The sequence below is a fragment of the Streptomyces sp. NPDC017529 genome (genome assembly GCF_044329785.1).
In the GTDB taxonomy this organism is placed as follows: domain Bacteria; phylum Actinomycetota; class Actinomycetes; order Streptomycetales; family Streptomycetaceae; genus Streptomyces.
This window is the reverse complement of record NZ_JBIRJY010000004.1, coordinates 628,422-650,658: the sequence shown is the minus strand read 5'-3', so window position 1 is coordinate 650,658 and position 22,237 is coordinate 628,422. Positions and strand designations below refer to the sequence as shown.

Below are 22,237 nucleotides of genomic sequence, written 5' to 3'. Positions count from 1 at the left end.
TGCCGGGGCGGGTTTCCGGCCGGGAAGAGTCAAGACAGGGCACGGAAGACAAGGGGGGCCACGGCCATGCCACTGGACATGCGCTTCGGCGCGGAGGACCTGCTGCGGATCCGCTTCGGCATCTCGCCGCTGTGCGAGACCCACGAGGCCGTACGGACGCTGCAACACACCGACCGGCACGCCTACCACCTGCCGTGGCTGCGGCGGATGCGCGAGGCGCTGACCGGCCTCGACCTGTCCGCGCTGCGACTCCTGATGCCGTCCCCGCAGCCCGGCTACACCCCGGACTTCCTGGGCCCGCCGCCGGAGTCGCCGCTCGCCTCCTTCGACGAGGAGCTGGCGCGGGTGCGGGCCACGGACCCGGCCATCGCCCGCGCCGAGCTGGCCAAGTCGCTGGCCTGCACGCCGGGGGCCGCCGACTCCCCGAAGGGACGCGCGATGCTGGCGGACCCGGCGGGCGCCGTACGGGAACTGGCCGACGTCACCGAACGGGCCTGGCACGCGCTGCTGGCCCCGGACTGGCCGCGGCTGCGCGCCCTGCTGGAGGCCGAGGTCGCCTACCGGTCACGGCAGCTGGCGAGCGGTGGGCTGGCGGGGCTGTTCGCCGACCTCGACCCGCGGATCACCTGGTCGGGCGACACCCTCACGGTGCGCACCCGCGCCCGGTTCCTCCAGATCCAGGACCTGGACGGGCGGGGCGTGCTGCTGATGCCGAGCGTCTTCGTGTGGCCCGACGTGATCAGTGCCTTCGAACCGCACTGGCAGCCCACCGTCGTCTACCCGGCACGCGGCATCGGCGGGCTGTGGAACGAGCCGGAGACGGGCCCGGCGCTGGCCAGGCTGCTCGGCGTGAACCGGGCCGCGGTGCTCACGGCGCTGCACGAGCCCGCGTCCACCACGGCCCTGGCGCACCGGCTGGGGCTCGCGCCCTCGTCGGTGTCGGCGCAGCTGTCCGTGCTGCGCGACGCCGGACTGCTGACGTCGCGCCGGCACGGGCACCAGGTGCTGTACGAGCGCACGCCGCTGGGCATCGCGCTCAGCGCGGGCGGCGCGCCGCCGGACTGAGCGCGCGTCCTCAGCCCTCGGAGCCCGCCGCGAGGTGGCGCTCGACGGTCTCGACCTTGGAGGTGAGGCCGTCGGTGACGCCGGGCCTGATGTCGGCCTTCAGAACGAGCGACACGCGTCCGGCGCGCGCCTCGACGGCGGCCACGGCACGCTTGACGACGTCCATGACCTCGTCCCACTCGCCCTCGACGGAGGTGAACATGGCGTCCGTACGGTTGGGCAGCCCGGACTCGCGGACCACCCGTACGGCGTCGGCGACGTACTCGCCGACGTCCTCGCCCACGCCCAGCGGGCTCACCGAAAATGCGACGATCATGCGTTGACCACGCCTTCCCTGCGGGCGCGCGCGGCGATGACGGTGGCCTCGGCCTCCCGCTTGAGGCGGCGGTCGGCGATGAAACCGCCGGTCGGCACGATGGACAGGGCGAAGTAGAGGGCGGCGGTGCCGAAGGACCACTTCGTGCGGTTCCAGGCGTCCAGCCAGAAGAGCACGTACAGGATGAACAGCACGCCGTGCACCGGGCCCAGGACCGGCACCGCGTTGAAGTCGGTCGTGTACTTCAGGATGGTGCAGACGATCAGCAGCAACCAGGAAGCGGCTTCGGGTACGGACGCCAGGCGGAGCCGGCGCAGGGCGGATGCGGTCTTGATGTCCACGGGAACCTCGTTCGGGTGGCGGTGGCGGCACGGGGGCGCTTGTGCGTCATTTCACAAGAGCGTCACCATTGTTGCAGGCCCGCAAAGGATCACTGTTCAGGGGTCGGTGCGCCGGTTACCTTCGATCCTGTGGCTCAGTTTCGGCTCCAGGGGAGCAAAGTGCTCGCCGTCGACATGACCGGCGATGCCGTAAAGGCGAAGAACGGCTCGATGGTCGCCTACGACGGCCAGATGGCGTTCAAGAAGATGACCGGCGGCGGTGACGGGCTGCGCGGCATGGTCACCCGCCGGCTGACCGGCGAACAGATGGAAGTCATGGAGGTGAAAGGCCACGGCACCTGCTACTTCGCCGACCGCGCGAGCGAGATCAACCTCGTACAGCTGCACGGCGAGAAGCTGTACGTGGAGTCCAGCAACCTGCTGTGCACGGACGCGTCGCTGCGCACCGGCACCACCTTCACCGGGCTGCGCGGCGCCTCCCAGGGCAACGGCCTGTTCACCACCACCGTCGAGGGCAGCGGCCAGGCCGCGATCGTCTCCGACGGCCCCGCCGTGGTGCTGCGCGTCACCAAGCAGTATCCGCTCCAGGTCGACCCCGGCGCGTACGTCGCGCACACCGGCGACCTCAAGCAGCACTTCCAGTCCGGAGTGAACTTCCGCACTTTCATAGGGGAGGGCTCCGGCGAATCCTTCCAGATCCGCTTCGAGGGCGAGGGCCTGGTGTACGTACAGCCCAGCGAGCGCAACACGATCGGCGGGGAGGTCTGATGCCGTTCACCCTCGTCAACTCCCGCATGGTGCGCGCTCAGATCGGCCCCGGGCAGCGGATGTTCAGCCAGCGCGGCGCGATGCTCGCCTATCAGGGCGACGTCAGCTTCACCCCGAACATCCAGGGCGGCCAGGGCGGCATCGGCTCGATGATCGGCCGGCGGATCGCCAACGAGGCGACGCCCCTGATGACGGTGGAGGGGAGCGGCACCGTTCTCTTCGGCCACGGCGGCCACCACATCCACGTCGTCGACCTGACCGGCGAGACCCTCTACGTCGAGGCGGACCGGCTGCTCGCCTTCGACGGGACGCTCCAGCAGGGCACGATGTTCATGGGCTCGCAGGGCGGCGTGATGGGCATGGTGCGCGGCCAGGTCACCGGCCAGGGCCTGTTCACCACGACGCTCAAGGGGCAGGGGGCGGTGGCCGTGATGGCGCACGGCGGCGTCATCGAGCTGCCGATCACCCCGCAGCGGCCCGTACACGTCGACCCGCAGGCGTACGTGGCGCACCGCGGCGACGTCCGCAACAAGCTCTCCACGGCCCTCGGCTGGCGCGACATGGTCGGCCGCGGCTCGGGAGAGGCGTTCCAACTGGAGCTATCCGGCCAGGGCACCGTCTACGTACAGGCGTCGGAGGAGAAACTGTGACCGGTCCCGTCATCCACGACCCCCACACGCTCCCCTCGGACGACAACGTCAACGACTACACGTTCAGCGTGGACCTGAACGGCCAGTGGTTCCTGCAGAAAGGGAAGATGATCGCCTACTACGGGCGGATCGACTTCCAGGGCATCGGGCACGGCGCGCTGGACCGCCTGGTCGCCCACAGTTTCCATTCGCCATTGCACGCCGCGGACTGGGTCGTCGCCGAGGGCCAGGGCAAGATGCTCCTCGCCGACCGGGCGTTCGACGTCAATTCCTACGATCTGGAAGACGGCAACCTGACCATTCGCTCGGGCAACCTGCTCGCCTTTCAGCCATCTCTGTCGCTGAAGCAGTCGATCATCCCGGGCTTCCTGACGCTCATCGGCACGGGCACGTTCGTGGCCGCCTCCAACGGCCCGGTCGTCTTCATGGAGCCACCGATCCGGGTGGACCCGCAGGCCCTGGTGGGCTGGGCCGACTGCCCCTCGCCCTGCCACCACTACGACCACCAGTACCTGCGCGGATTCCTCGGCGGCGTCCGGGCGCACACGGGCCTGGGCGGAGTCTCCGGCGAGGAGCACCAGTTCGAGTTCGTGGGGGCCGGCACGGTGCTGCTCCAGTCCACCGAGCAGCTGATGCCGGAGCTGGCCACGGGCGAGGTCGCGGCCGAGGCGGGGGTGCCGGGCGGGGGTGAGGCAACTCGCCAAAGTGGCTCACAACTGCCGCAGCTGCCGGGCGGGCTCGGGGGCCTCCAGCGCCGCTTCGGGCTGTGAGCGGTAGTCTGCGGACGGTGACCTCGAACGCCTGAGCAAGCGCCTGAGCCACGTCACAGAGCCATGACTAATTCGATATTCAACTTTCACGGGTAGAATTCATTCATGACGACCGACAGCGACACTCCCTGGCTGACCGACCAGGAGCAGCGTGCCTGGCGCACCCACCTGGACGTCAGCAGACTGCTGATGCACCAGCTGGAGCGCGATCTGCAGCCGTTCGGACTGACCAACAACGACTACGAGATCCTGGTCAACCTCTCCGAGGCCGAGGACCGGCGGCTGCGCATGAGCGACCTGGCCGCCGCCACCCTCCAGTCCAAGAGCCGCCTGTCCCACCAGATCACCCGGATGGAGAACGCCGGCCTGGTACGCCGCGAAAGCTGCGAGTCCGACCGCCGCGGGCTCTACGCGGTACTCACCGACGAGGGCTGGGACACCATGCGCCGGGTCGCGCCGCACCACGTCGCATCCGTACGCCGGCACTTCATCGACCTGTTCACCCCCGAGAACCTCGACTCCCTGAGAGAGTCCCTGGCCCCGGTGGCCGAACACCTCAGAGGCCGCCGCGGCAAGGTCTGACGGCTACGCCGCCGGCAGCCGCAGCTCGAACACCGAACCCTCGCGCACGACCAGCGTGCCGCCGTGCCGCTCGGCGACGTCGCGGGCGATGGCGAGGCCCAGACCGGCCCCGCCGTCGTCGCGGCTGCGGGCGTCGTCGAGCCGCACGAACCGCTCGAAGATCCGCTCCCGCTCCTCCGGCGGCACCCCGGGCCCGTCGTCCTCGACCCGCAGCACGGCCCACTCCCCTTCGCGCACCACACTCGCCCGTACGGCGCCCTCCGCATGCCGCTGCGCGTTGTCCAGCAGATTCCCCAGCACCCGCCCCACCTGACTCCGCGAACCGGCGACCTCCGCACCCGCCAGCTCCCCCACCGTCACCGCGATCCGGTCGCCCACCCGCTGCGAGACCTCCTCCCGCACCAGCGCCGCCAGGTCGATCCGCGAATCCGCCGGCCGCTCCCCCGCGTCCAGACGCGCCAACAGCAGCAAGTCGGCCGCCAGATTCTGCAGCCGAACGGCATCCTCCACCGCGCCCTCCGCGTCCAGCAGCTCCGGGTGCGCGATCCCCACCTCCAACTGCGTCCGCAGACTCGCGATCGGGCTGCGCAGCTCGTGCGAGGCGTCCGCGACGAACCGCCGCTGCCGCTCCACCGACTCCTGAAGCGCGCCCAGCGTCTCGTTGGTCGTACGGGCCAGCCGGTCGATCTCGTCCCGCGACCCCGGCTCCGGCACCCGCCGCGACAGGTCCGTACTGGCCGTGATCACGGCCATCTCCTTCCGGATCCCCTCCACCGGCCGCAGCGCCCGCCGCGTCACCAGCCAGGTCACCCCCGCCACCACCAGCAGCAGACACGGCAGCCCGATGAGCATCGCGGTACGCACCGAGCCCACCGCCTCCCGCTCGGCCGACAGCGGCGCCCCGGCCCGCACCACGGCCTTGCCGCCCTGCGTGTCCTTGGCCTCCACCGAGGCGAACCGGTAGTCCGCCGTACGGTGGCCGACCGTCGCCGTACCGCCACTGAGCCGCGCCTTGTCCTCGACCTCGCCCGGCTTGATCTCGTGGTCGTCGTCATCGTCGTCGTCCGGCTGCCGCGCGGCCGGCGGATGCCGCTCCGTCACGGCCTTCCCGTCCACCGCCCGCACGTCCTCGCCCGCCGCCAGCACCCGGCCGTCCTCCGACAGCACCACCACCGGACGGTCCGCACCGTCGGGCAGGTCCAGCTTCTCGTACGGCTTGCCGGTCGCGATCTGCGTCGCGACCTCCCGCGCGGCGTTCTCCGCCTGAAGATCCGCCTGGCCCACCAGGTTGCTCTTCAGCACCAGCAGCAGCGCCGTCCCCGCCGCGACCAGCGCGAGCGCCACCACCAGCGAGGCGCCCACCGCGGCCCGGACCCGTACCTTCCCGAAAACCCTACGCACCGGACACCAGCCGGTACCCGGCGCCGCGCACCGTCGCGATCGTGCCCGCGCCCAGCTTCCGCCGCAGCGCGCTCACGTACACCTCGACGATGTTGATGTCGCCCTCGTACGCGAAGTCCCACACGTGCTCCAGGATCTCCGCCTTCGACACCACCTCGCCCGCGCGCAGCGCCAACTGTTCCAGCACGGCGAACTCCTTCGCCGTCAGCACCACTTCCACGCCGCCACGCTCCACACGGCGGGCCCCCTGGTCGATGCTCAGCTCCCCCAGCCGCAACACGGGCAGCGCCGTCCGCCCGCGGCGGCGCAGCAGCGCCTTCACCCGCGCCACCAGCACCACGTACGAAAACGGCTTCGTCAGATAGTCGTCCGCGCCCGTGTCCAGCCCCTCGGCCTCGTCGTACTCCCCGTCCTTGGCCGTCAGCATCAGCACCGGCACGTCGTGCCCGGCCGCGCGCAGCGCCGCGCACACGCGGTAGCCGTTCATCCCCGGCAGCATGATGTCCAACACCACCAGGTCGTACACGCCCTCACCCGCCCGGTGCAGCCCTTCGAGGCCGTCGTGCACCACGTCGACCGCGTACCCCTCGGCCGTCAGCCCCTTGGCCAACGACAGGGCCAGCCGCTTCTCGTCCTCCACGATCAACAGACGCATGCGCCCACGATGCCACTGCCTGCCTGAAGCCCGCTTCAGGTGACTTCAGCCTGGCTTCAGCTTCCCTCCGCCACGGTGGATCACGTCATCGAGCACCTCACCCACCGGGGAGAGACCACAATGAAGCGCAACATCCTCATCGCCACCGTTGCCGCGGCCGCCCTCGTCGGCGGCGGAACGGCGACCGCCGTCGCCTTCGGCGACTCCGGGACGGCATCCTCCACGCCGAAGGCGTCTTCGACGCCGCGGTCCAGCGTCAACGTTCCCGACGACGACGTGAACGAGGACGCACGCGAGGCCAAGGCGGCCTCCGTATCCGCCACGGAGGCCGCCACCTCGGCCCTGAAGGCCGCCCCCGGCACCGTCACCGGCATCGACCTCGACGAGGACCGGCCCGGACTGGTCTGGGAGGTCGACGTCCTCGGCAAGGACAACAAGTGGCACGAGGTCACGCTGGACGCGGGCAACGGGAAGGTGCTGGGGCAGCACGTCGAACACGAAGGTGACGACGACCACGGCGTCGCGCACACCCGTGCGGAGCTGAAGGGTGCCACCGTCGACGCCACGGCGGCGGCGGACCGGGCTGCCGCCGCGTACGGCACGGTCACGTCGGTCGACCTGGACGACGACCACCGTGCGGATGCGGTCTGGGAGGTTGAGACCGTGTCCAAGGACGGCAAGGAGCACAAGCTGAATGTTGATCCGCGCTCTGGGCGGGTCTCGGCTGCGCCGGCCGTCGGTGACGGCCAGGACGACTAGACGCGCGGTGCGCGGGCTTTGCGCTTCGCGCGGGGTTGCGCTGGTTTCGTTGGGGTCGGGGCCGCGCAGGGGGGTATCTCTCCCCCAGCTTCCGGCCGGGGGAGAGTGCCCCCTGCGGGGCCCCGGCCCCCCACCCACCGGGCCCTAGGCGGAAGACGCGCACCCCCATTACGTGAACCGGAACTATGCCCGCGAAGCGGGCCCCGCGGGCTCCGTGAGGCCCGCCACCAGTTCGTCCGCCGCCGCGTACGGGTCCAGCTCGCCCGCCACGATGCGTTCGGCCAGCGCGTCCAGGCGTCGGTCGCCCCGTAGGTCACCGATTCGCTCCCGCAGCTGGGTGACGGCGATCGTTTCGACCTCTCGGGCCGCCCGTGCGCGGCGGCGTGTCGCGAGGGTGCCGTGTTCCTCGGTCCACGCGCGGTGCTTTTCCAGGGCCTCGACGACCTCGTCGAGGCCCTCGCCCCGTGCCGCCACCGTTTTGACGATCGGCGGCCGCCAGTCGCCGGGCGCGCGGGCCTCGCCGAGGCCGAGCATGTGGTTGAGTTCGCGGGCCGTCGCGTCGGCGCCGTCCCGGTCGGCCTTGTTGACGACGTAGACGTCGCCGATTTCGAGGATGCCGGCCTTGGCCGCCTGGATTCCGTCCCCCATGCCGGGGGCGAGGAGCACCACCGTCGTGTCGGCCTGGGAGGCGATGTCCACCTCGGACTGGCCGACGCCGACGGTTTCCACGAGGACTACGTCGCAGCCGGCCGCGTCGAGTACGCGGATCGCCTGGGGGGCGGCCCATGCCAGGCCGCCCAGGTGGCCTCGCGTGGCCATGGAGCGGATGTAGACGCCGGGGTCGGACGCGTGTTCCGACATGCGGACGCGGTCGCCGAGGAGTGCGCCGCCGGAGAAGGGGGAGGAGGGGTCCACGGCGAGGACACCGACCCGTTTGCCGGCCCGGCGGTAGGCGGTGACCAGGGCGGAGGTGGAGGTGGACTTGCCCACGCCGGGGGATCCGGTCAGGCCGACCACGTAGGCCCGGCCGGCGAGGGGGGCCAGGGCCGCCATCACCTCGCGCAGCTGCGGGGACGCGCCCTCCACCAGCGAGATCAGCCGGGCCACGGCCCGCGGCCGGCCCTGACGTGCCTGGTCCACCAGTTCGGGGACGTCCACCACTGCCCAGCTCCTCCCAGCTCGGTTACGCGTACGCCGCTGAATGCCGCGGTACGCGGCTTACTTGCCCGGTACGCGGATGATCAGCGCGTCGCCCTGGCCGCCGCCACCGCACAGTGCCGCCGCGCCCACGCCGCCGCCGCGCCGGCGCAGTTCCAGGGCGAGGTGGAGGACGATGCGGGCGCCGGACATGCCGATCGGATGGCCGAGCGCGATGGCCCCGCCGTTGACGTTCACCTTTTCCGGGGATACCCCGAGGTCCTTCATTGACTGCACGGCCACCGCGGCAAACGCCTCGTTGATCTCGATCAGGTCAAGATCCTCGACGCCGAGTCCCGCCTTGCCCAGCGCGTGGCGGATCGCGTTGCTGGGCTGGGACTGGAGGGAATTGTCCGGGCCTGCCACGTTTCCGTGCGGGCCGATTTCCGCGATCCACTCCAGGCCCAGTTCCTCGGCCTTGGCCTTGCTCATGACGACCACCGCGGCGGCGCCGTCGGAGATCTGGGAGGAGGTGCCGGCGGTGATGGTGCCGTCCTTGGAGAAGGCGGGGCGCAGCTTGGCCAGCGTCTCGGTGGTGGTTTCCCCGCGGATGCCCTCGTCCTTGCTGAAGACGACCGGCTCGCCCTTGCGCTGCGGGATCTCCACGGGGGTGATCTCGGCCTCGAAGAGGCCGTTCTTCTGGGCGGCGGCGGCCCGCTGGTGGGAGCGGGCGGCGATCTCGTCCTGTTCGGCGCGGCCGATGCCCAGGCGCGTGTTGTGCTTCTCGGTCGACTCGCCCATCGCGACGTTCTCGTACGCGTCGGTGAGGCCGTCGTGGGCCATCGAGTCGAGCATTTCGACGGCGCCGTACTTGAAGCCCTCGCGGGACTTGGGCAGCAGGTGGGGCGCGTTCGTCATGGACTCCTGGCCGCCGGCGACGACCACGTCGAACTCGCCGGCGCGGATCAGCTGGTCGGCGAGGGCGATGGCGTCGAGGCCGGAGAGGCAGACCTTGTTGACGGTCAGCGCCGGCACGCTCATGGGGATGCCGGCCTTGACGGCGGCCTGGCGGGCGGGGATCTGGCCGGCGCCGGCCTGGAGCACCTGGCCCATGATCACGTACTGCACCTGGTCACCGCCGATGCCCGCCCGGTCCAGCGCCGCCTTGATGGCCGCGCCCCCCAGGTCGGCGCCGGAGAAGCTGCGCAGGGACCCCAGCAGGCGGCCCATGGGGGTACGGGCGCCCGCGACGATCACGGAGGTGGTGCTGGACGTACCGTTCGCTGTCGACATCAGCGCGGCCCTTCCTGTACAGGGAGGTTAACGAGGGTTCCCGTCAATGTACTGAGCGGTAGGCGCCGGGTCACCGGGCTGCGGGTGTGATCGCGCGCACGTTGCGTAACCACGCGTGCGAGCGGTGCACTGGAGGCATGCTGACGCGAATCGACCACATCGGGATCGCCTGCGAGAACCTCGACGCGACCGTCGAGTTCTACCGCGCCACGTACGGCTTCGAGGTGTTCCACACCGAGGTCAACGAGGAACAGGGCGTCCGCGAGGCCATGCTCAAGATCAACGATACGTCGGACGGCGGCGCCTCGTACCTCCAGCTCCTGGAACCCACCCGGGCGGACTCCGCGGTGGGCAAGTGGCTCGCCAAGAACGGGGAGGGCGTGCACCACATCGCCTTCGGTACGGCGGATGTGGACGGGGACGCCGGGGCCATCCGGGACAAGGGTGTGCGGGTGCTCTACGACGAGCCGCGCACCGGTTCCATGGGGTCGCGGATCACCTTCCTGCACCCCAAGGACTGCCACGGCGTACTGACCGAACTGGTCACCGCGGCCCCCCACGAGGGAACTGCCGCCCCCGCTTCCTCGTCTACCTCCACGACAGAGCACTGACCTTTCCCTTCCCCGGCCGGTAGAGTGCACCTTCGGCCGGGGGCCGGGTCGGGGCTCGGTCCACACTCCGCCGATGATCTGACACCATTTCTTCGGAAGGGTCAGCTCCAGCACGCGTTGCGCACGAGGCATTTCGCGCTGCGAACGGGCAGATGGGAGCCGGCCGCCACCATGACCAGGGGACGGATGGGACCGCGCAGTGCGGGGCAACGACCGCTACGAGGCTGACGACCACCTCTCGCAGTTCGAGGCCGAGATGGAGCGGCTGAAGACGGAGCGGGACAAGGCGGTCCAGCACGCCGACGACCTCGGATACCAGGTCGAGGTGTTGCGAGCCAAGCTCCACGAGGCGCGGCGCACCATCGCGGCCCGCCCCGCTTACGACAACGTCAGCCACCAGGCCGAGCAGCTGCTGCGCAACGCCCAGATCCAGGCCGACCAGTTGCGTACCGACGCCGAGCGCGAGGTGCGCGAGGCGCGCGCCCAGACGCAGCGGCTGCTGCAGGAGCAGGCCGAGCGCCAGGCGCGCATGGAGGCCGACCTGCACGCCGAGGCGGTCGAGCGGCGCCGCCGGCTGGACGAGGAGCTCAACGAGCGCCGGCAGACCGTCGAGTCGCACGTCAACGAGAACGTGGCGTGGGCGGAGCAGCTCCGCTCCCGTACGGAGGCGCAGGCGCGCCGGCTCCTGGACGAGTCGCGGGCCGAGGCCGAGCAGGCGCTGTCCGCCGCCCGCGCCGAGGCGCAGCGGCTGGCCGAGCAGACCCGCGCGCGGCTGGGCAGCGAGGCCGAGCAGGCGCGCACCGAGGCCGACGCGATCCTGCGCCGGGCCCGTACGGACGCCGAGCGGCTGCTGAACGCCGCCTCCAGCCAGGCCCAGGAGGCCACGGACCAGGCCGAGCAGCTGCGCACCAGTGTCGGCACGGAGTCCGAGGAGGCGCGGCGCCAGGCAGCCGAGCTGACGCGGACCGCCGAGGCCCGGATGCAGGAGGCCGACCGCGCGCTGCGCGAGGCCCGCGCCGAGGCGGAGAAGCTGGTCTCCGAGGCGCAGGAGAGCGCCGCCAAGCGGCTGTCGGCCGCCGAGTCGGACCAGGAGCAGCGGCTGCGGACGGCCAAGGCGGAGATCGCCCGGCTGGTCGGCGAGGCCACGAAGGAGGCCGACGCCCTCAAGGCGGAGGCCGAGCAGCTGCGCGCGGACGCCCGTACGGAGGCGGAGCGGCTGGTCGCCGAGGCGCAGGAGGCCGCCCGTTCCAAGGCTGCGGAGGACTCCGCCGCGCAGCTCGCGAAGGCCGCGCGGTCCGCCGAGGAGGTGCTGACCAAGGCGTCCGAGGACGCCAAGGCCATCACGAAGGCCGCCGCCGAGGAGGCCGAGCGGGTCCGCGGGGAGGCCGAGGCCGAGGCGGACCGGCTGCGCGGCGAGGCGCACGACACCGCCGAGCAGCTCAAGGGCGCCGCCAAGGACGACACGAAGGAGTACCGCGCCAAGACCGTCGAGCTCCAGGAGGAGGCGCGCCGGCTGCGCGGGGAGGCCGAGCAGCTGCGGGCCGAGGCCGTCGACGAGGGCGACCGGATCAGGGCCGAGGCGCGCCGCGAGGCGGTCCAGCAGATCGAGGAGGCGGCCGCTACCGCCGAGGAGCTGCTGGCCAAGGCGAAGTCCGACGCCGAGGAGACGCGTTCGGGCGCGAGCGCGGAGAGCGAGCGGCTGCGCACCGAGGCCGTCGAGCGGGCCACGGCGCTGCGCAAGCAGGCCGAGGAGACGCTGGAACGCTCCCGCACGGAGGCCGAGGAGCTGCGCGGCGAGAGCGAGGAGGCCGCCGCCGCGCTGCGCGCCGAGGCCGAGGAGGCCGCGCGCCGGCTGCGTGCGGAGGCCGAGGAGGCCGCCGCCGAGCGCCGGGCCGAGGCGCAGGAGGAACTGGACCGGCTGCACGCCGAGGCCGCGGAGAAGGTCGCCGCTGCCGAGGAGTCGCTGCGCGACGCGCGCGGCGAGGCCGAGAGGCTGCGCCGGGAGGCCCAGGAGGAGGCCGCCAGGCTCAAGGCCGAGTCGGCCGAGCGGCTGCGGGTGCTCCAGCAGCAGGCCGAGGACGAGGCCGAGCGGCTGCGTACGGAGGCGGCGACCGACGCGTCCGCCGCGCGCGCCGAGGGCGAGTCCGTGGCCGTACGGCTGCGCAGTGACGCCGCCGCCGAGGCGGAGCGGCTGAAGACCGAGGCCAAGGAGACCGCCGACCGGGTGCGCGCGGAGGCCGCGGCCGCCGCGGAGCGCACCGGCGCGGAGGCCGCCGAGGCGCTGGCCGCCGCCCAGGAGGAGGCGGCCCGCCGCCGCCGGGAGGCCGAGGAGCTGCTCGGCGAGGCCCGCGAGGAGGCCCACCAGGAGCGCACGGACGCGCGCGAGCAGAGCGAGGAGCTGCTCGTCTCGGCCCGTACGCGGGTCGGCGAGGCGCAGGCCGAGGCGGAGCGGCTGGTCGAGGAGGCGGACCGGCGCGCCGCCGAGCTGGTCGCCGCGGCGGAGCAGACCGCCCAGCAGGTGCGGGACGCGGTCGCCGGGCTGCACGAGCAGGCCGAGGAGGAGATCGCCGGGCTGCGTTCGGCCGCCGAACACGCCGCGGAGCGTACGCGGACCGAGGCGCAGGAGGAGGCCGACCGGGTACGGGCGGACGCCTACGCGGAGCGCGAGCGCGCCTCCGAGGACGCCGCGCGCACCCGGCGCGAGGCGCAGGAGGAGGCCGAGGCCGCCAAGTCGCTGGCGGACCGCACGGTTTCGGAGGCCATCGCGGAGGCCGAGCGGCTGCGCGCGGAGGCCGAAAGCACGCTGGACGAGGCGCGCGAGGCGGCGGGCCAGGCCCGTACGGACGCCGCCGAGCAGGCCGACAGCCTGGTCGCGGAGGCCACCGCGCAGGCCGAGAAGCTGGTCTCGGACGCCTCCGCCAGGGCGCAGCAGCTGCGTACGGACGCGTCCGACGCGCTGGCCTCGGCCGAGCAGGACGCCAACCGCGCCCGCGCGGAGGCCCGCAACGACGCCAACCGGATGCGTTCGGACGCCGCCGAGCAGGTGGACCGGCTGCTCACCGAGGCCCGCGCGGAGGCCGAACGGATCGTCACCGAGGCGACCGAGCTGACCTCTTCGGCGCAGGACGACGCGGACCGCACGGTCCGCGAGGGCCAGGAGGCCGCCGAACGGCTGCGCGCCGAGGGCGAGCAGCGGGCCGCGGAACTGGTCGCGGCGGCGACCGCCGAGGCCGAGCGGCTGCGCGCCGAGGCGGCCGAGGCGCTGGAGACCGCGCGCCGGGAGGCCGAGCGCATCGGCGACCAGGCGCGGGAGGCGGCGAACAAGACCCGTTCGGACGCCGCCGAGCAGGCCGACCAGCTGATGTCCGAGGCCGGCGGCGAGGCCGAGAAGCTGCGTGCGGACGCCGCCGAGGCCACCGCGAACGCCGAGCGGGACGCGGACCGCACCCGGGCCGACGCCCGCGAGCAGGCGGACCGGATGATCGCCGAGGCCACCGCCGAGGCGGACCGGCTGCGCGCCGAGGCGGCGGAGACCGTCACCTCCGCGCAGGAGCACGCCACCCGTACGCGTGCGGAGTCCGCGCAGCTCAAGGAGGACGCGGAGGCGGAGGCCGACCGGCTGCGCACCGAGGCCCTGGAGGAGTCGGAGCAGACCGTCGACGCGGCGCGCAAGGACGCGGCGCAGCGCCGCGCGGACGCCGCCGAACAGGCCGACCAGCTGATCGCCAAGGCCCGGGAGGAGGCGCTGAAGGCGGCGACCGCCGCCGAGGAGCAGGCCGACCAGATGGTGGGCGCGGCCCGCAAGGAGGCCGAGCGGATCGCCGCCGAGGCCACCGCCGAGGGCAACGCGATGGTCGAGAAGGCCCGTACGGACGCGGACACGCTGCTGAGCGAGGCCCGCGGGGACGCCACCGCGATAAGGGACCGTGCCGAGGAGCTGCGGGCCCGTATCGAGAGCGAGGTCGAGGAGCTGCACGACCGGGCCCGCCGCGAGTCGTCGGAGACGATGAAGAACGCCGGGGAGCGCGTCGACAAGCTGATCGCGCAGGCCACGCAGCAGCAGGCGGAGGCCGAGGAGAAGGCCAAGCGGATGGTGTCGGACGCCAGCAGCGAGGCGAGCAAGGTGCGCATCGCCGCGGTGAAGAAGGCGGAGGGGCTGCTCAAGGAGGCCGAGCAGAAGAAGGCCGAGGCCGTACGGGAGTCGGAGCGGCTGCGCGCCGAGGCCCGCGCGGAGGCGGAGCGGATCGTCGAGGAGGGCAAGCGCGAGCTGGAGGTGCTGGTGCGGCGCCGCAAGGACATCAACGCGGAGATCTCCCGTGTCCAGGATGTCCTGGAAGCGTTGGAATCTTTCGAGGCACCCGCGAACGGTGGCGGCAAGGAGGGGGCGAAGGCCGCAGCGGGAGCGGGCGCAACTCGTTCGAGTGGCAAGCAGTCTGAGGGGTAGCCACCCGAATGAGGGGCCATTCTCCACTTCAAACGCGCATTGACTCGATGACACGCCGTTGCGGCCCCTAGGATTCCCTTTATCACCTCACCGGTCTCTTTCGACAGGAACCCCATGAGCGACACTTCCTCCCCCTACGGCTTCGAGCTCGTGCGGCGTGGGTACGACCGCGGTCAGGTGGACGACCGCATTTCGAAGCTGGTCGCCGACCGCGACAGCGCCCTGGCCCGCATCACCTCCCTGGAGAAGCGGATCGAGGAGCTGCACCTCGAAACGCAGAACGCCCAGGCCCAGGTCAACGACGCCGAACCGTCCTACGCGGGCCTCGGCGCGCGCGTCGAGAAGATCCTCCGGCTCGCGGAGGAAGAGGCGAAGGACCTGCGCGAGGAGGCCCGCAGGGCCGCCGAGCAGCACCGCGAGCTGGCCGAGTCGGCCGCCCAGCAGGTCCGCAACGACGCCGAGCAGTTCGCGTCGGAGCGCAAGGCGAAGGCCGAGGACGAGGGCGCCCGTATCGTCGAGAAGGCCCAGGGCGAGGCGACCGCGCTGCGCGCCGAGGCGCAGAAGGACGCGCAGTCCAAGCGGGAGGAGGCGGACTCCCTCTTCGAGGAGACCCGCGCCAAGGCCGCGCAGGCGGCGGCGGACTTCGAGACGAACCTGGCCAAGCGCCGCGAGCAGTCCGAGCGGGACCTGGCCTCGCGTCAGGCCAAGGCCGAGAAGCGGCTCGCGGAGATCGAGCACCGGGCGGAGCAGCTGCGGCTGGAGGCCGAGAAGCTGCGCACGGACGCGGAGCGCCGGGCCCGCCAGACGGTGGAGACGGCGCAGCGCCAGGCCGAGGACATCGTGGCCGACGCGAACGCCAAGGCGGACCGGATCCGCAGCGAGTCGGAGCGGGAGCTGGCGGCGCTGACCAACCGCCGCGACTCGATCAACGCCCAGCTGACGAACGTCCGCGAGATGCTCGCCACGCTGACCGGCGCGGCGGTCGCCGCGGCCGGAACCCCCTCGGACGAGGAGCCGATCACCCGCGGCGTCCCGGCGCAGCAGTCGCGCTGAGGCGCCGTTCGTCGTTGTGACGCCGGTGCGGCCGGCCGACGGGTTCCCCCGCCCGTCCCCGTGACGGCCGCCACCTCGTACGACGGCGCACAGGCACCGCCCGCCCGCCCCGCCTTCCCTCGGGAGGCCGGGCGGGCGGAATGCTTTCAGCAGCCGTGGGGCACATCCGGACACCGGCCGCCTGGTGCCCGATTCGCCCGAGATGCGGGGCCCCAGGACCGCGTTTAGCGTGCTGTACATGATCGAGATCGCGGGGCTGACCAAGCGCTACGGGGAAAAGCTCGCCGTGGACGGGCTGACCTTCACCGTGCGGCCCGGCATCGTCACCGGGTTCCTCGGCCCCAACGGCGCCGGCAAGTCCACGACCATGCGGATGGTGCTCGGCCTGGACCATCCGACGTCGGGCCGGGTGCGTATCGACGGGCGGCACTACCGTCAGCTGTCCGAGCCCCTGAGGCACGTCGGCGCCCTGCTGGACGCCAAGGCCCTGCACGGCGGCCGCAGCGCCTTCAACCACCTGCTGTGCCTGGCGCAGAGCAACGGCATCCCGCGCGCCCGCGTCCACGAAGTACTGGACACCGTCGGGCTGACCGCGGTGGCCAGGAAGCGCTCGAAGGGCTTCTCGCTGGGCATGGGGCAGCGGCTGGGCATCGCCGGGGCGCTGCTCGGCGACCCCGAGATCCTCATGTTCGACGAGCCGGTCAACGGGCTCGACCCCGAGGGCATCCACTGGATCCGCAACCTGATGAAGGGTCTGGCCGCCCAGGGCCGTACCGTCTTCGTCTCCTCGCACCTGATGAGCGAGATGGCGCTGACCGCCGAGCACCTGATCGTCATCGGGCAGGGCCGGCTGCTCGCGGACACCTCGATGCCGGAGTTCATCCGGCAGAACTCCCGCTCGTACGTACGGATGCGGTCGCCGGAGCGCGAGCGGCTGCTCGACGTGCTCGGGGAGGCCGGGTACGCGGCGGCGCCGGCCGGCGAAGCGGTGGAGGTCGACCGGGCGAGCGCCGCCGACCTGGGCGAGCTGGCCGCGCGGCACCGTCTCGTCCTGCACGAACTGAGCCCGCAGCAGGCATCCCTGGAGGAGGCGTTCATGCAGCTGACCGCCGGGTCGGTGGAGTACCACGCGCATTCGGACGGGCCGCGCCCGGCGGCACCGGAGGACGGCCTGCCGGGCGCGCCGCCCCCTCCGGGCACGCCGGGGGCGCCGCCCGCCGGCGGGCCGCCCGGCCAAGACGGCTGGGGCGCCGGCTGGCGGAACAAGAAGCGGGGGTCGTGACGATGGCGGCGGTCCCCCAGGTCCTGCGGTCGGAGTGGACAAAGATCCGTTCGGTGCGGTCCACGGTGTGGACGCTGGGCATCGCGCTGGTCGTCACCGTCGCGCTGGGCGCGCTGATCTGCCTGCTCGCCTCGAACGACTTCGGCACCATGTCGCCGCGCGACCGGCTCGCCTTCGATCCCACCAACGTCAGCTTCGCCGGGATGGGCCTGGGCCAGCTCGCGATGATCGTCTTCGGGGTGCTGGTGGTCTCCAACGAGTACGGCACCGGCATGATCCGCACCTCGCTCGCCGCCGTACCGCAGCGCGGCGTCTTCCTCTTCTGCAAGATCGCCGTCGCGGCGCTGCTCGCCCTCGCCGTCTCCTTCGTGACGGCCTTTCTCACCTTCTTCATCGGGCAGGCCATGCTGGGCGAGCACGCGGCGGCCCTCGGCGACCCCGGCGTGCTGCGCGCCGTCGTGGGCGGCGGTCTCTACATGACGCTCATCGCGGTGTTCTCGATGGGCGTGGCGACGATGCTGCGCAGTCCCATGCTGTCGCTCGGCATCCTGATGCCGTTCTTCTTCCTGATCTCCAACATCCTGGGGAACGTCTCGGCCACCAAGAAGGTCGGCTGGTACCTGCCCGACCAGGCGGGCCAGAAGGTGATGCAGGTGGTGCCGCCCGCCGGCAGCGACGTACCGTACGGGCCGTGGGGCGGGTTCGCCATCATGCTCGCGTGGACGGCCGCCGTGCTGTTCTGCGGATACGTACTGCTCAAGAAGCGGGACGCCTGAGTCCCGGCGGCCCCACACGCCCCTGCGCCCACGTTTTGACGGGAACCGTCAGCCGCCCGATAACCTCCTAACCCTTACGGGGGTACGAGAGCACCTCTGCCCCGAACCATTTCTGAGGGGCGGAGAATGATCGAGGCAGTCGGCCTGACGAAGCGCTACGGCGCCAAGACGGCCGTGCACAAGCTGTCGTTCCAGGTGCGGCCGGGCACCGTCACCGGCTTCCTGGGGCCCAACGGCTCCGGCAAGTCGACGACGATGCGCATGATCCTGGGACTCGACACCCCGACCGAGGGGCGCGTCACGATCGGCGGCATCCCGTTCCGCAAGGTGCCCAACGCCCCGCGGCACGTCGGCGCGCTGCTCGACGCCAAGGCGGTGCACGGCGGCCGCAGCGCGCGCCAGCACCTGCTCTCGCTCGCCCAGCTCTCCGGCATCCCGGCGCGCCGGGTCGACGAGGTGCTCGGCGTGGTCGGCCTCCAGGACGTCGCCCGTAAGCGCTCCAACGGCTTCTCGCTCGGCATGGGCCAGCGGCTGGGCATCGCGGCGGCGCTGCTCGGCGACCCGCAGGTGCTGCTCTTCGACGAGCCGGTCAACGGCCTGGACCCCGAAGGCATCCTGTGGGTCCGCAACCTGATGAAGCAGCTGGCCTCCGAGGGCCGTACGGTCTTCGTCTCCTCGCACCTGATGAGCGAGATGGCGCTGACCGCCGAGCACCTGATCGTCATCGGCCGCGGGCAGCTGCTCGCGGACATGTCGGTCAAGGACTTCATCTCGGCCAACTCCGCCGACTTCGCCCGGGTCCGCACCCCCGACACCGAGCCGGCGCTGCGCGAGAAGCTGGGTTCGCTGCTCGGCGAGGCGGGCGCCCAGGTCGTACCGGAGCAGGACGGCGCGCTGCGCGTCACCGGGCTGCCGCTCCCGCGCATCAGCGACCTCGCCCACGACGCGGACATCCGCCTGTGGGAGCTGTCGCCGCACCAGGCGTCCCTGGAAGAGGCGTACATGCGGCTGACGCAGAGCGTCGTGGACTACCGTTCGACGACCGACCAGCGGGCGGGCCTCCAGCAGGTCGCACCCGGTTACGGGCAGCAGGGCCCCGGTATGCCGGGTCAGCCGCCGCAGGGGTACGCGCCCGGGGCGCCGCAGCCGGGCCCGTACGGGCAGCCCAACCCCTATGCGCCGCAAGGTCCCGGCGGCGCGCCGGGCCAGGGCTATCCGCCGCCGGTGGCCGGCCAGGGGGCGCCGTACGGGCAGCCCAATCCGTACGGGCAGCCGCAGGCCGGCGCGCCGGCGCCGATGCCGCCCGCCCAGCCCGCCGCCCCCGCCGACATCTCCAAGCCCCACCACGAGGACGCCCGATGACCAGCCCTCAGCAGCCGGAGCAGCCGCAGCAGCAGCCTGAGCCGCACGACACCGACGCCCCCGGCGCCGGCGTTCCGATGCCTCCCGCCGGGGCTCCGGAGCCGCCGGCGCAGCCGCCGGCCGGCGCTCCCGGCACGATGATGCTCCAGGCGCAGCAGCAGCCTGCCGGCGCTCCGGGCACGATGATGCTTCAGGCCCAGCAGCCGCCGGCCCCGCAGGGCACGCCTGCCCAGAACGCCCCGCACGGCGCGCCCAAGGACGCGGGCACCATGATGCTCCAGGCCCAGCAGCCGCCCGCGGGCCCCGTGCCCCCGCAGCAGCCGTACCAGCAGCCCGGCCAGGAGGCCCACGCGGGCGGGCAGCCGCAGGTCCCGGCGGCCTGGCAGGGCGGCGGTCCCGGTGGCGCCGCCCCGGGTTACGTCTCGCCGATCCCGGTCCGCCGCACGAACCTGGGCCACGCCCTCGCCTCCGAGTGGACGAAGATCCGCTCGGTGCGCTCCACGATGTGGACGCTGGGCGCGATGATCATCCTGGTCGTCGGCGTCGGCCTGCTGACGGCGCTGGCGCTGTCCACCACCGACCAGACCTTCGACCCGCTGCTGGGCGGTGCCTGGTTCGGCCTGCTGCTGGGGACGCTGTGCGTCATCCCCCTCGGCGTGCTGGTGATCTCCTCCGAGTACGGCACGGGGATGATCCGTACGACGTTCACGGCCTGCCCCAGCCGGGCACGGGTGCTGACCGCCAAGGCGATCGTCCTGTTCGGGCTCACCTTCGTCATCACCACGGTCTCCACGACCCTGGTCTCGCTGCTGCACGCGGGCATGCTCGACGGCCCGGCGCCGACGGGCGACCAGTGGCTGCGCGCCACGGTCGGCGCCGGTCTGTACGTGGCCCTGCTGAGCCTGCTGGCCATGGGCGCGGGCTCGCTGCTGCGGCACTCGGCGGGCGCCATCAGCGCGATGACGGGCCTGGTCCTGCTGCCCATGCTGCTGGCCGTGTTCATGATCGGTTCGGAGAGCCTGCAGCCGCTCGCGAAGGCGATGATCCAGTACTCGATCCCCAGCAGCCTCGGCGCGATCTACGGCCAGCCGTTCCTCGCCGGCGGGCCGGAGGGCTGGCAGCCGCTGCTCGTCCTCGCGGGCGTCACCGCCGTCGTCCTCGGCGGCGCGTACGCCGCGCTGGAGAAGCGCGACGTCTGACGCGCACCCTCAGTACCTCGGCGCGTTACGGGACCGCTGGAGCTTCGCGCTCCGGCGGTCCCGTGCGTTCCAGCACGCCTTGTGCCAGTGTCTGCGGTCGTCCACGTCCCCGTGCCGGGGCCAGGCCACCACGTGCGGCACCCCCGGCGGGATCTCCTGGTCGCATCCCGGGCACCGGTAGTGCTTGGCCGCCCCGCCACCCCCCAGGTGCCGTACGACCCACTCCTCCCCGCGCCACTCCTCCGTACGTTCGAGACCGTAGCGGCCCCCGCCCGCGAAGTCGGCTGGCTTCTCACCGCCGCGAGGACGGTTTCGACGCGGAGACACTGGGCACCTCGGGAAATCTGCGGGGTCACGGGCCGTCACCACCCTACGCGGCTCCGTAGGGGGCGATGCCGCGTACCACAATCCTGCGATCATCGGGAAACCTCGCCCCCAGGCCGTGCCCTTGGCACGTGTCACACGTTGTTGCGTATTAGGGGGATGTCGCGTCGGCTGCGAGGAGGCAGAAGAGCGATGCGCGTTGGGGCTTTCATCCTGGCCGCTCAGTTTCCCGGCCAGGGACAGGGGGAGGCACTGCACCGGGCGGTGCGCTCGGCGGAGGTCGCGGAGGAGGCCGGGCTCGATGCGGTCTGGCTGGCCGAGCACCACTTCGTGCCGTACGGAGTGTGCCCGTCGGCGGCGACGCTCGCCGCGCTGCTGCTGGGGCGGACGCACCGCATCGGCGTCGGCACGGCCGTCAGCGTGCTGCCGACGCAGCACCCGGTCGCCCTCGGGGAACAGGCGGCGCTGCTGCACCTGACCTCCGGCGGGCGGTTCACCCTCGGTGTCGGCCGCGGTGGCCCGTGGGTCGACCTGGAGGTCTTCGGCTCGGGACTGGCCGCCTACGAACAGCACTTCCCCGAGTCGCTGGACCTGTTGCTGCGCTGGCTGCGCGAGCCCCGGGTCGGCGCCGCAGGGGAACGACACTCCTTCCGGGAGGTCGCGGTGGTGCCGCGGCCCAGCGAGTCGCTGGAGCGGCCGACCGGCCCGCCGGTCGTCGTGGCGTGCACCTCGCCCGGGTCGGTGCGGCTGGCCGCCGAGCGCGGCCTGCCGATGCTGCTGGGCATGCACTGCGGTGACGAGGACAAGGCGGAGATGGTCGCGCTGTGGCGCCGGTCCGCGCTGGCGTCCGGGCGGGACCCGGCCGAGGTCGCGGCGGCGGAGCACGTCTCGGCCGGCGTGGTGCAGATCGCCGACACCGTCCAGGGCGCCGCCGAGATCCTCACCAAGGCCATGCCGGGCTGGCTGCGGCGCGGCCTGGCGGCCCACGAGACGGTGGACGGCCGCTACCGCGCCATGCGCGACCCGCTGGCGTACACGGAACTGCTCTGCGACCTGCACCCGGTGGGCCCCGCGCGGCTGTGCGCCGACCGGCTCGCGGCCTCGGCGGAGCGGACCGGCATCCGGCGCTTCGCGCTGCTCGTCGAGGGTTCGGGGGATCTCGCGGCCACCGAGGAGAACGTACGGCGGCTGGGCGCCGAGGTGCTGCCGCACCTCGGGTGAGCCGGGCGTGGCGGGCCGGCCGTGCGCCCGGCCCGCCGCGTCCGCCGGTGGCGCCGCGGCGCGGTCCCCCCCCCGCGCCCGGCGCGTTGGCGCCGGTCCTCGGGACCTCGGCCGCGGGACGCCGCCGGCATGTCACAACCGCCCGTGGCCTCGGGCCGGTTGTTCCTCGCTGCCACCGGCGCACCGGCACCGTACGGCGCCACATCCCGCGTACGCAGCGGCAGCATC

General features: G+C 72.6%; 21 protein-coding genes. 14 read left to right on the top strand and 7 right to left on the bottom strand.

What is annotated here, in order from left to right; all coding sequences use genetic code 11:
- Positions 1 to 66: 66 nt before the first annotated feature.
- A complete protein-coding gene (locus tag ACH4K4_RS13595) occupies positions 67 to 1,065 on the top strand; it encodes a DUF5937 family protein (protein ID WP_398167101.1) in 999 nt (332 codons plus the stop codon).
- Positions 1,066 to 1,075: 10 nt separating this feature from the next.
- Here the strand turns inward: ACH4K4_RS13595 and ACH4K4_RS13590 are convergent, their stop codons facing one another.
- Both ACH4K4_RS13590 and ACH4K4_RS13585 read right to left on the bottom strand, forming a co-directional pair.
- The gene (locus ACH4K4_RS13590; RefSeq protein WP_398028878.1) at positions 1,076 to 1,381 is read right to left on the bottom strand and encodes an MTH1187 family thiamine-binding protein; all 306 of its coding nucleotides are present in this window, start codon (positions 1,379 to 1,381) and stop codon (positions 1,076 to 1,078) included.
- Positions 1,378 to 1,722, bottom strand: coding sequence for a DUF3817 domain-containing protein (locus ACH4K4_RS13585; protein ID WP_398167100.1), 345 nt, complete (start codon positions 1,720 to 1,722; stop codon positions 1,378 to 1,380). The genes ACH4K4_RS13590 and ACH4K4_RS13585 overlap by 4 nt, the downstream gene beginning before the upstream one ends.
- Positions 1,723 to 1,881: 159 nt before the next feature.
- On the opposite strand from ACH4K4_RS13585, the gene ACH4K4_RS13580 reads away from it, so the two are divergent.
- The 4 genes from ACH4K4_RS13580 to ACH4K4_RS13565 all read left to right on the top strand — a co-directional run bounded on the left by ACH4K4_RS13580 (position 1,882) and on the right by ACH4K4_RS13565 (position 4,492).
- Positions 1,882 to 2,490 (top strand): AIM24 family protein, encoded by a 609-nt coding sequence (locus ACH4K4_RS13580; protein WP_398167210.1) that lies wholly within the window; start codon positions 1,882 to 1,884, stop codon positions 2,488 to 2,490.
- Positions 2,490 to 3,140, top strand: coding sequence for an AIM24 family protein (locus ACH4K4_RS13575; protein ID WP_398167098.1), 651 nt, complete (start codon positions 2,490 to 2,492; stop codon positions 3,138 to 3,140). The genes ACH4K4_RS13580 and ACH4K4_RS13575 overlap by 1 nt, the downstream gene beginning before the upstream one ends.
- A complete protein-coding gene (locus ACH4K4_RS13570; RefSeq protein ID WP_398167097.1) occupies positions 3,137 to 3,910 on the top strand; it encodes an AIM24 family protein in 774 nt (257 codons plus the stop codon). Before ACH4K4_RS13575 ends, ACH4K4_RS13570 begins: the two co-directional genes overlap by 4 nt.
- A gap of 105 nt (positions 3,911 to 4,015) precedes the next feature.
- Positions 4,016 to 4,492, top strand: coding sequence for a MarR family winged helix-turn-helix transcriptional regulator (locus ACH4K4_RS13565; protein WP_398167095.1), 477 nt, complete (start codon positions 4,016 to 4,018; stop codon positions 4,490 to 4,492).
- A gap of 3 nt (positions 4,493 to 4,495) precedes the next feature.
- Here the strand turns inward: ACH4K4_RS13565 and ACH4K4_RS13560 are convergent, their stop codons facing one another.
- On the bottom strand, positions 4,496 to 5,893 hold the full coding sequence (locus ACH4K4_RS13560; protein ID WP_398167093.1) for a sensor histidine kinase: 1,398 nt from the start codon (positions 5,891 to 5,893) through the stop codon (positions 4,496 to 4,498).
- On the bottom strand, positions 5,886 to 6,548 hold the full coding sequence (locus tag ACH4K4_RS13555; RefSeq protein ID WP_398167091.1) for a response regulator transcription factor: 663 nt from the start codon (positions 6,546 to 6,548) through the stop codon (positions 5,886 to 5,888). Before ACH4K4_RS13555 ends, ACH4K4_RS13560 begins: the two co-directional genes overlap by 8 nt.
- 120 nt (positions 6,549 to 6,668) lie before the next feature.
- On the opposite strand from ACH4K4_RS13555, the gene ACH4K4_RS13550 reads away from it, so the two are divergent.
- A complete protein-coding gene (locus ACH4K4_RS13550; protein WP_398167089.1) occupies positions 6,669 to 7,307 on the top strand; it encodes a PepSY domain-containing protein in 639 nt (212 codons plus the stop codon).
- Positions 7,308 to 7,490: 183 nt separating this feature from the next.
- Here ACH4K4_RS13550 and meaB read toward each other — a convergent pair whose 3' ends face one another.
- Both meaB and ACH4K4_RS13540 read right to left on the bottom strand, forming a co-directional pair.
- Positions 7,491 to 8,468, bottom strand: coding sequence for a methylmalonyl Co-A mutase-associated GTPase MeaB (meaB, locus tag ACH4K4_RS13545; protein WP_398167087.1), 978 nt, complete (start codon positions 8,466 to 8,468; stop codon positions 7,491 to 7,493).
- A 57-nt stretch (positions 8,469 to 8,525) separates the two neighbouring features.
- Positions 8,526 to 9,701: an acetyl-CoA C-acetyltransferase gene (locus tag ACH4K4_RS13540; RefSeq protein ID WP_398167209.1), complete on the bottom strand. Its 1,176-nt coding sequence runs from the start codon at positions 9,699 to 9,701 to the stop codon at positions 8,526 to 8,528.
- 173 nt (positions 9,702 to 9,874) lie between these two features.
- Here ACH4K4_RS13540 and mce point away from each other — a divergent pair, with 173 nt between their 5' ends.
- From mce to ACH4K4_RS13505, 7 genes are all read left to right on the top strand, one after another.
- Complete coding sequence (mce, locus tag ACH4K4_RS13535) at positions 9,875 to 10,348, top strand: methylmalonyl-CoA epimerase (RefSeq protein ID WP_398167085.1); 474 nt, start codon at positions 9,875 to 9,877, stop codon at positions 10,346 to 10,348.
- A 199-nt stretch (positions 10,349 to 10,547) separates the two neighbouring features.
- Entirely contained in the window at positions 10,548 to 14,792 is a 4,245-nt protein-coding gene (gene scy, locus ACH4K4_RS13530) for a polarized growth protein Scy (protein ID WP_398167084.1), read from the top strand.
- A 114-nt stretch (positions 14,793 to 14,906) separates the two neighbouring features.
- On the top strand, positions 14,907 to 15,845 hold the full coding sequence (locus ACH4K4_RS13525) for a cellulose-binding protein (RefSeq protein WP_398167082.1): 939 nt from the start codon (positions 14,907 to 14,909) through the stop codon (positions 15,843 to 15,845).
- A gap of 238 nt (positions 15,846 to 16,083) precedes the next feature.
- Positions 16,084 to 17,127, top strand: a complete 1,044-nt coding sequence (locus tag ACH4K4_RS13520; RefSeq protein WP_398167081.1) for an ABC transporter ATP-binding protein — start codon at positions 16,084 to 16,086, stop codon at positions 17,125 to 17,127.
- A 2-nt stretch (positions 17,128 to 17,129) separates the two neighbouring features.
- Positions 17,130 to 17,903: an ABC transporter permease gene (locus ACH4K4_RS13515; RefSeq protein WP_398167208.1), complete on the top strand. Its 774-nt coding sequence runs from the start codon at positions 17,130 to 17,132 to the stop codon at positions 17,901 to 17,903.
- A 126-nt stretch (positions 17,904 to 18,029) separates the two neighbouring features.
- Positions 18,030 to 19,265 (top strand): ABC transporter ATP-binding protein, encoded by a 1,236-nt coding sequence (locus ACH4K4_RS13510; RefSeq protein ID WP_398167079.1) that lies wholly within the window; start codon positions 18,030 to 18,032, stop codon positions 19,263 to 19,265.
- Positions 19,262 to 20,464, top strand: coding sequence for an ABC transporter permease (locus ACH4K4_RS13505; RefSeq protein ID WP_398167078.1), 1,203 nt, complete (start codon positions 19,262 to 19,264; stop codon positions 20,462 to 20,464). The genes ACH4K4_RS13510 and ACH4K4_RS13505 overlap by 4 nt, the downstream gene beginning before the upstream one ends.
- Positions 20,465 to 20,473: 9 nt before the next feature.
- On the opposite strand, the gene ACH4K4_RS13500 is transcribed toward ACH4K4_RS13505, so the two are convergent.
- The gene (locus tag ACH4K4_RS13500) at positions 20,474 to 20,791 is read right to left on the bottom strand and encodes an ATP/GTP-binding protein (RefSeq protein ID WP_398167077.1); all 318 of its coding nucleotides are present in this window, start codon (positions 20,789 to 20,791) and stop codon (positions 20,474 to 20,476) included.
- Between the two features lie 189 nt (positions 20,792 to 20,980).
- Between ACH4K4_RS13500 and ACH4K4_RS13495 the strand changes: the two genes are divergently transcribed.
- Positions 20,981 to 22,009, top strand: coding sequence for an LLM class flavin-dependent oxidoreductase (locus ACH4K4_RS13495; protein WP_398167076.1), 1,029 nt, complete (start codon positions 20,981 to 20,983; stop codon positions 22,007 to 22,009).
- Positions 22,010 to 22,237: the final 228 nt, after the last annotated feature.

What these genes read in the sequence shown, in the direction of transcription:
- ACH4K4_RS13525 (WP_398167082.1), top strand. Translation starts at nt 14,907, where the DNA reads ATGAGCGACACTTCCTCCCCCTACGGCTTCGAGCTCGTGCGGCGTGGG.
- ACH4K4_RS13495 (WP_398167076.1), top strand. Translation starts at nt 20,981, where the DNA reads ATGCGCGTTGGGGCTTTCATCCTGGCCGCTCAGTTTCCCGGCCAGGGA.
- mce (WP_398167085.1), top strand. Translation starts at nt 9,875, where the DNA reads ATGCTGACGCGAATCGACCACATCGGGATCGCCTGCGAGAACCTCGAC.
- ACH4K4_RS13505 (WP_398167078.1), top strand. Translation starts at nt 19,262, where the DNA reads ATGACCAGCCCTCAGCAGCCGGAGCAGCCGCAGCAGCAGCCTGAGCCG.
- ACH4K4_RS13590 (WP_398028878.1), bottom strand. Translation starts at nt 1,381, where the DNA reads ATGATCGTCGCATTTTCGGTGAGCCCGCTGGGCGTGGGCGAGGACGTC.
- ACH4K4_RS13520 (WP_398167081.1), top strand. Translation starts at nt 16,084, where the DNA reads ATGATCGAGATCGCGGGGCTGACCAAGCGCTACGGGGAAAAGCTCGCC.
- ACH4K4_RS13515 (WP_398167208.1), top strand. Translation starts at nt 17,130, where the DNA reads ATGGCGGCGGTCCCCCAGGTCCTGCGGTCGGAGTGGACAAAGATCCGT.
- ACH4K4_RS13550 (WP_398167089.1), top strand. Translation starts at nt 6,669, where the DNA reads ATGAAGCGCAACATCCTCATCGCCACCGTTGCCGCGGCCGCCCTCGTC.
- ACH4K4_RS13565 (WP_398167095.1), top strand. Translation starts at nt 4,016, where the DNA reads ATGACGACCGACAGCGACACTCCCTGGCTGACCGACCAGGAGCAGCGT.
- ACH4K4_RS13510 (WP_398167079.1), top strand. Translation starts at nt 18,030, where the DNA reads ATGATCGAGGCAGTCGGCCTGACGAAGCGCTACGGCGCCAAGACGGCC.
- ACH4K4_RS13575 (WP_398167098.1), top strand. Translation starts at nt 2,490, where the DNA reads ATGCCGTTCACCCTCGTCAACTCCCGCATGGTGCGCGCTCAGATCGGC.
- ACH4K4_RS13595 (WP_398167101.1), top strand. Translation starts at nt 67, where the DNA reads ATGCCACTGGACATGCGCTTCGGCGCGGAGGACCTGCTGCGGATCCGC.
- ACH4K4_RS13555 (WP_398167091.1), bottom strand. Translation starts at nt 6,548, where the DNA reads ATGCGTCTGTTGATCGTGGAGGACGAGAAGCGGCTGGCCCTGTCGTTG.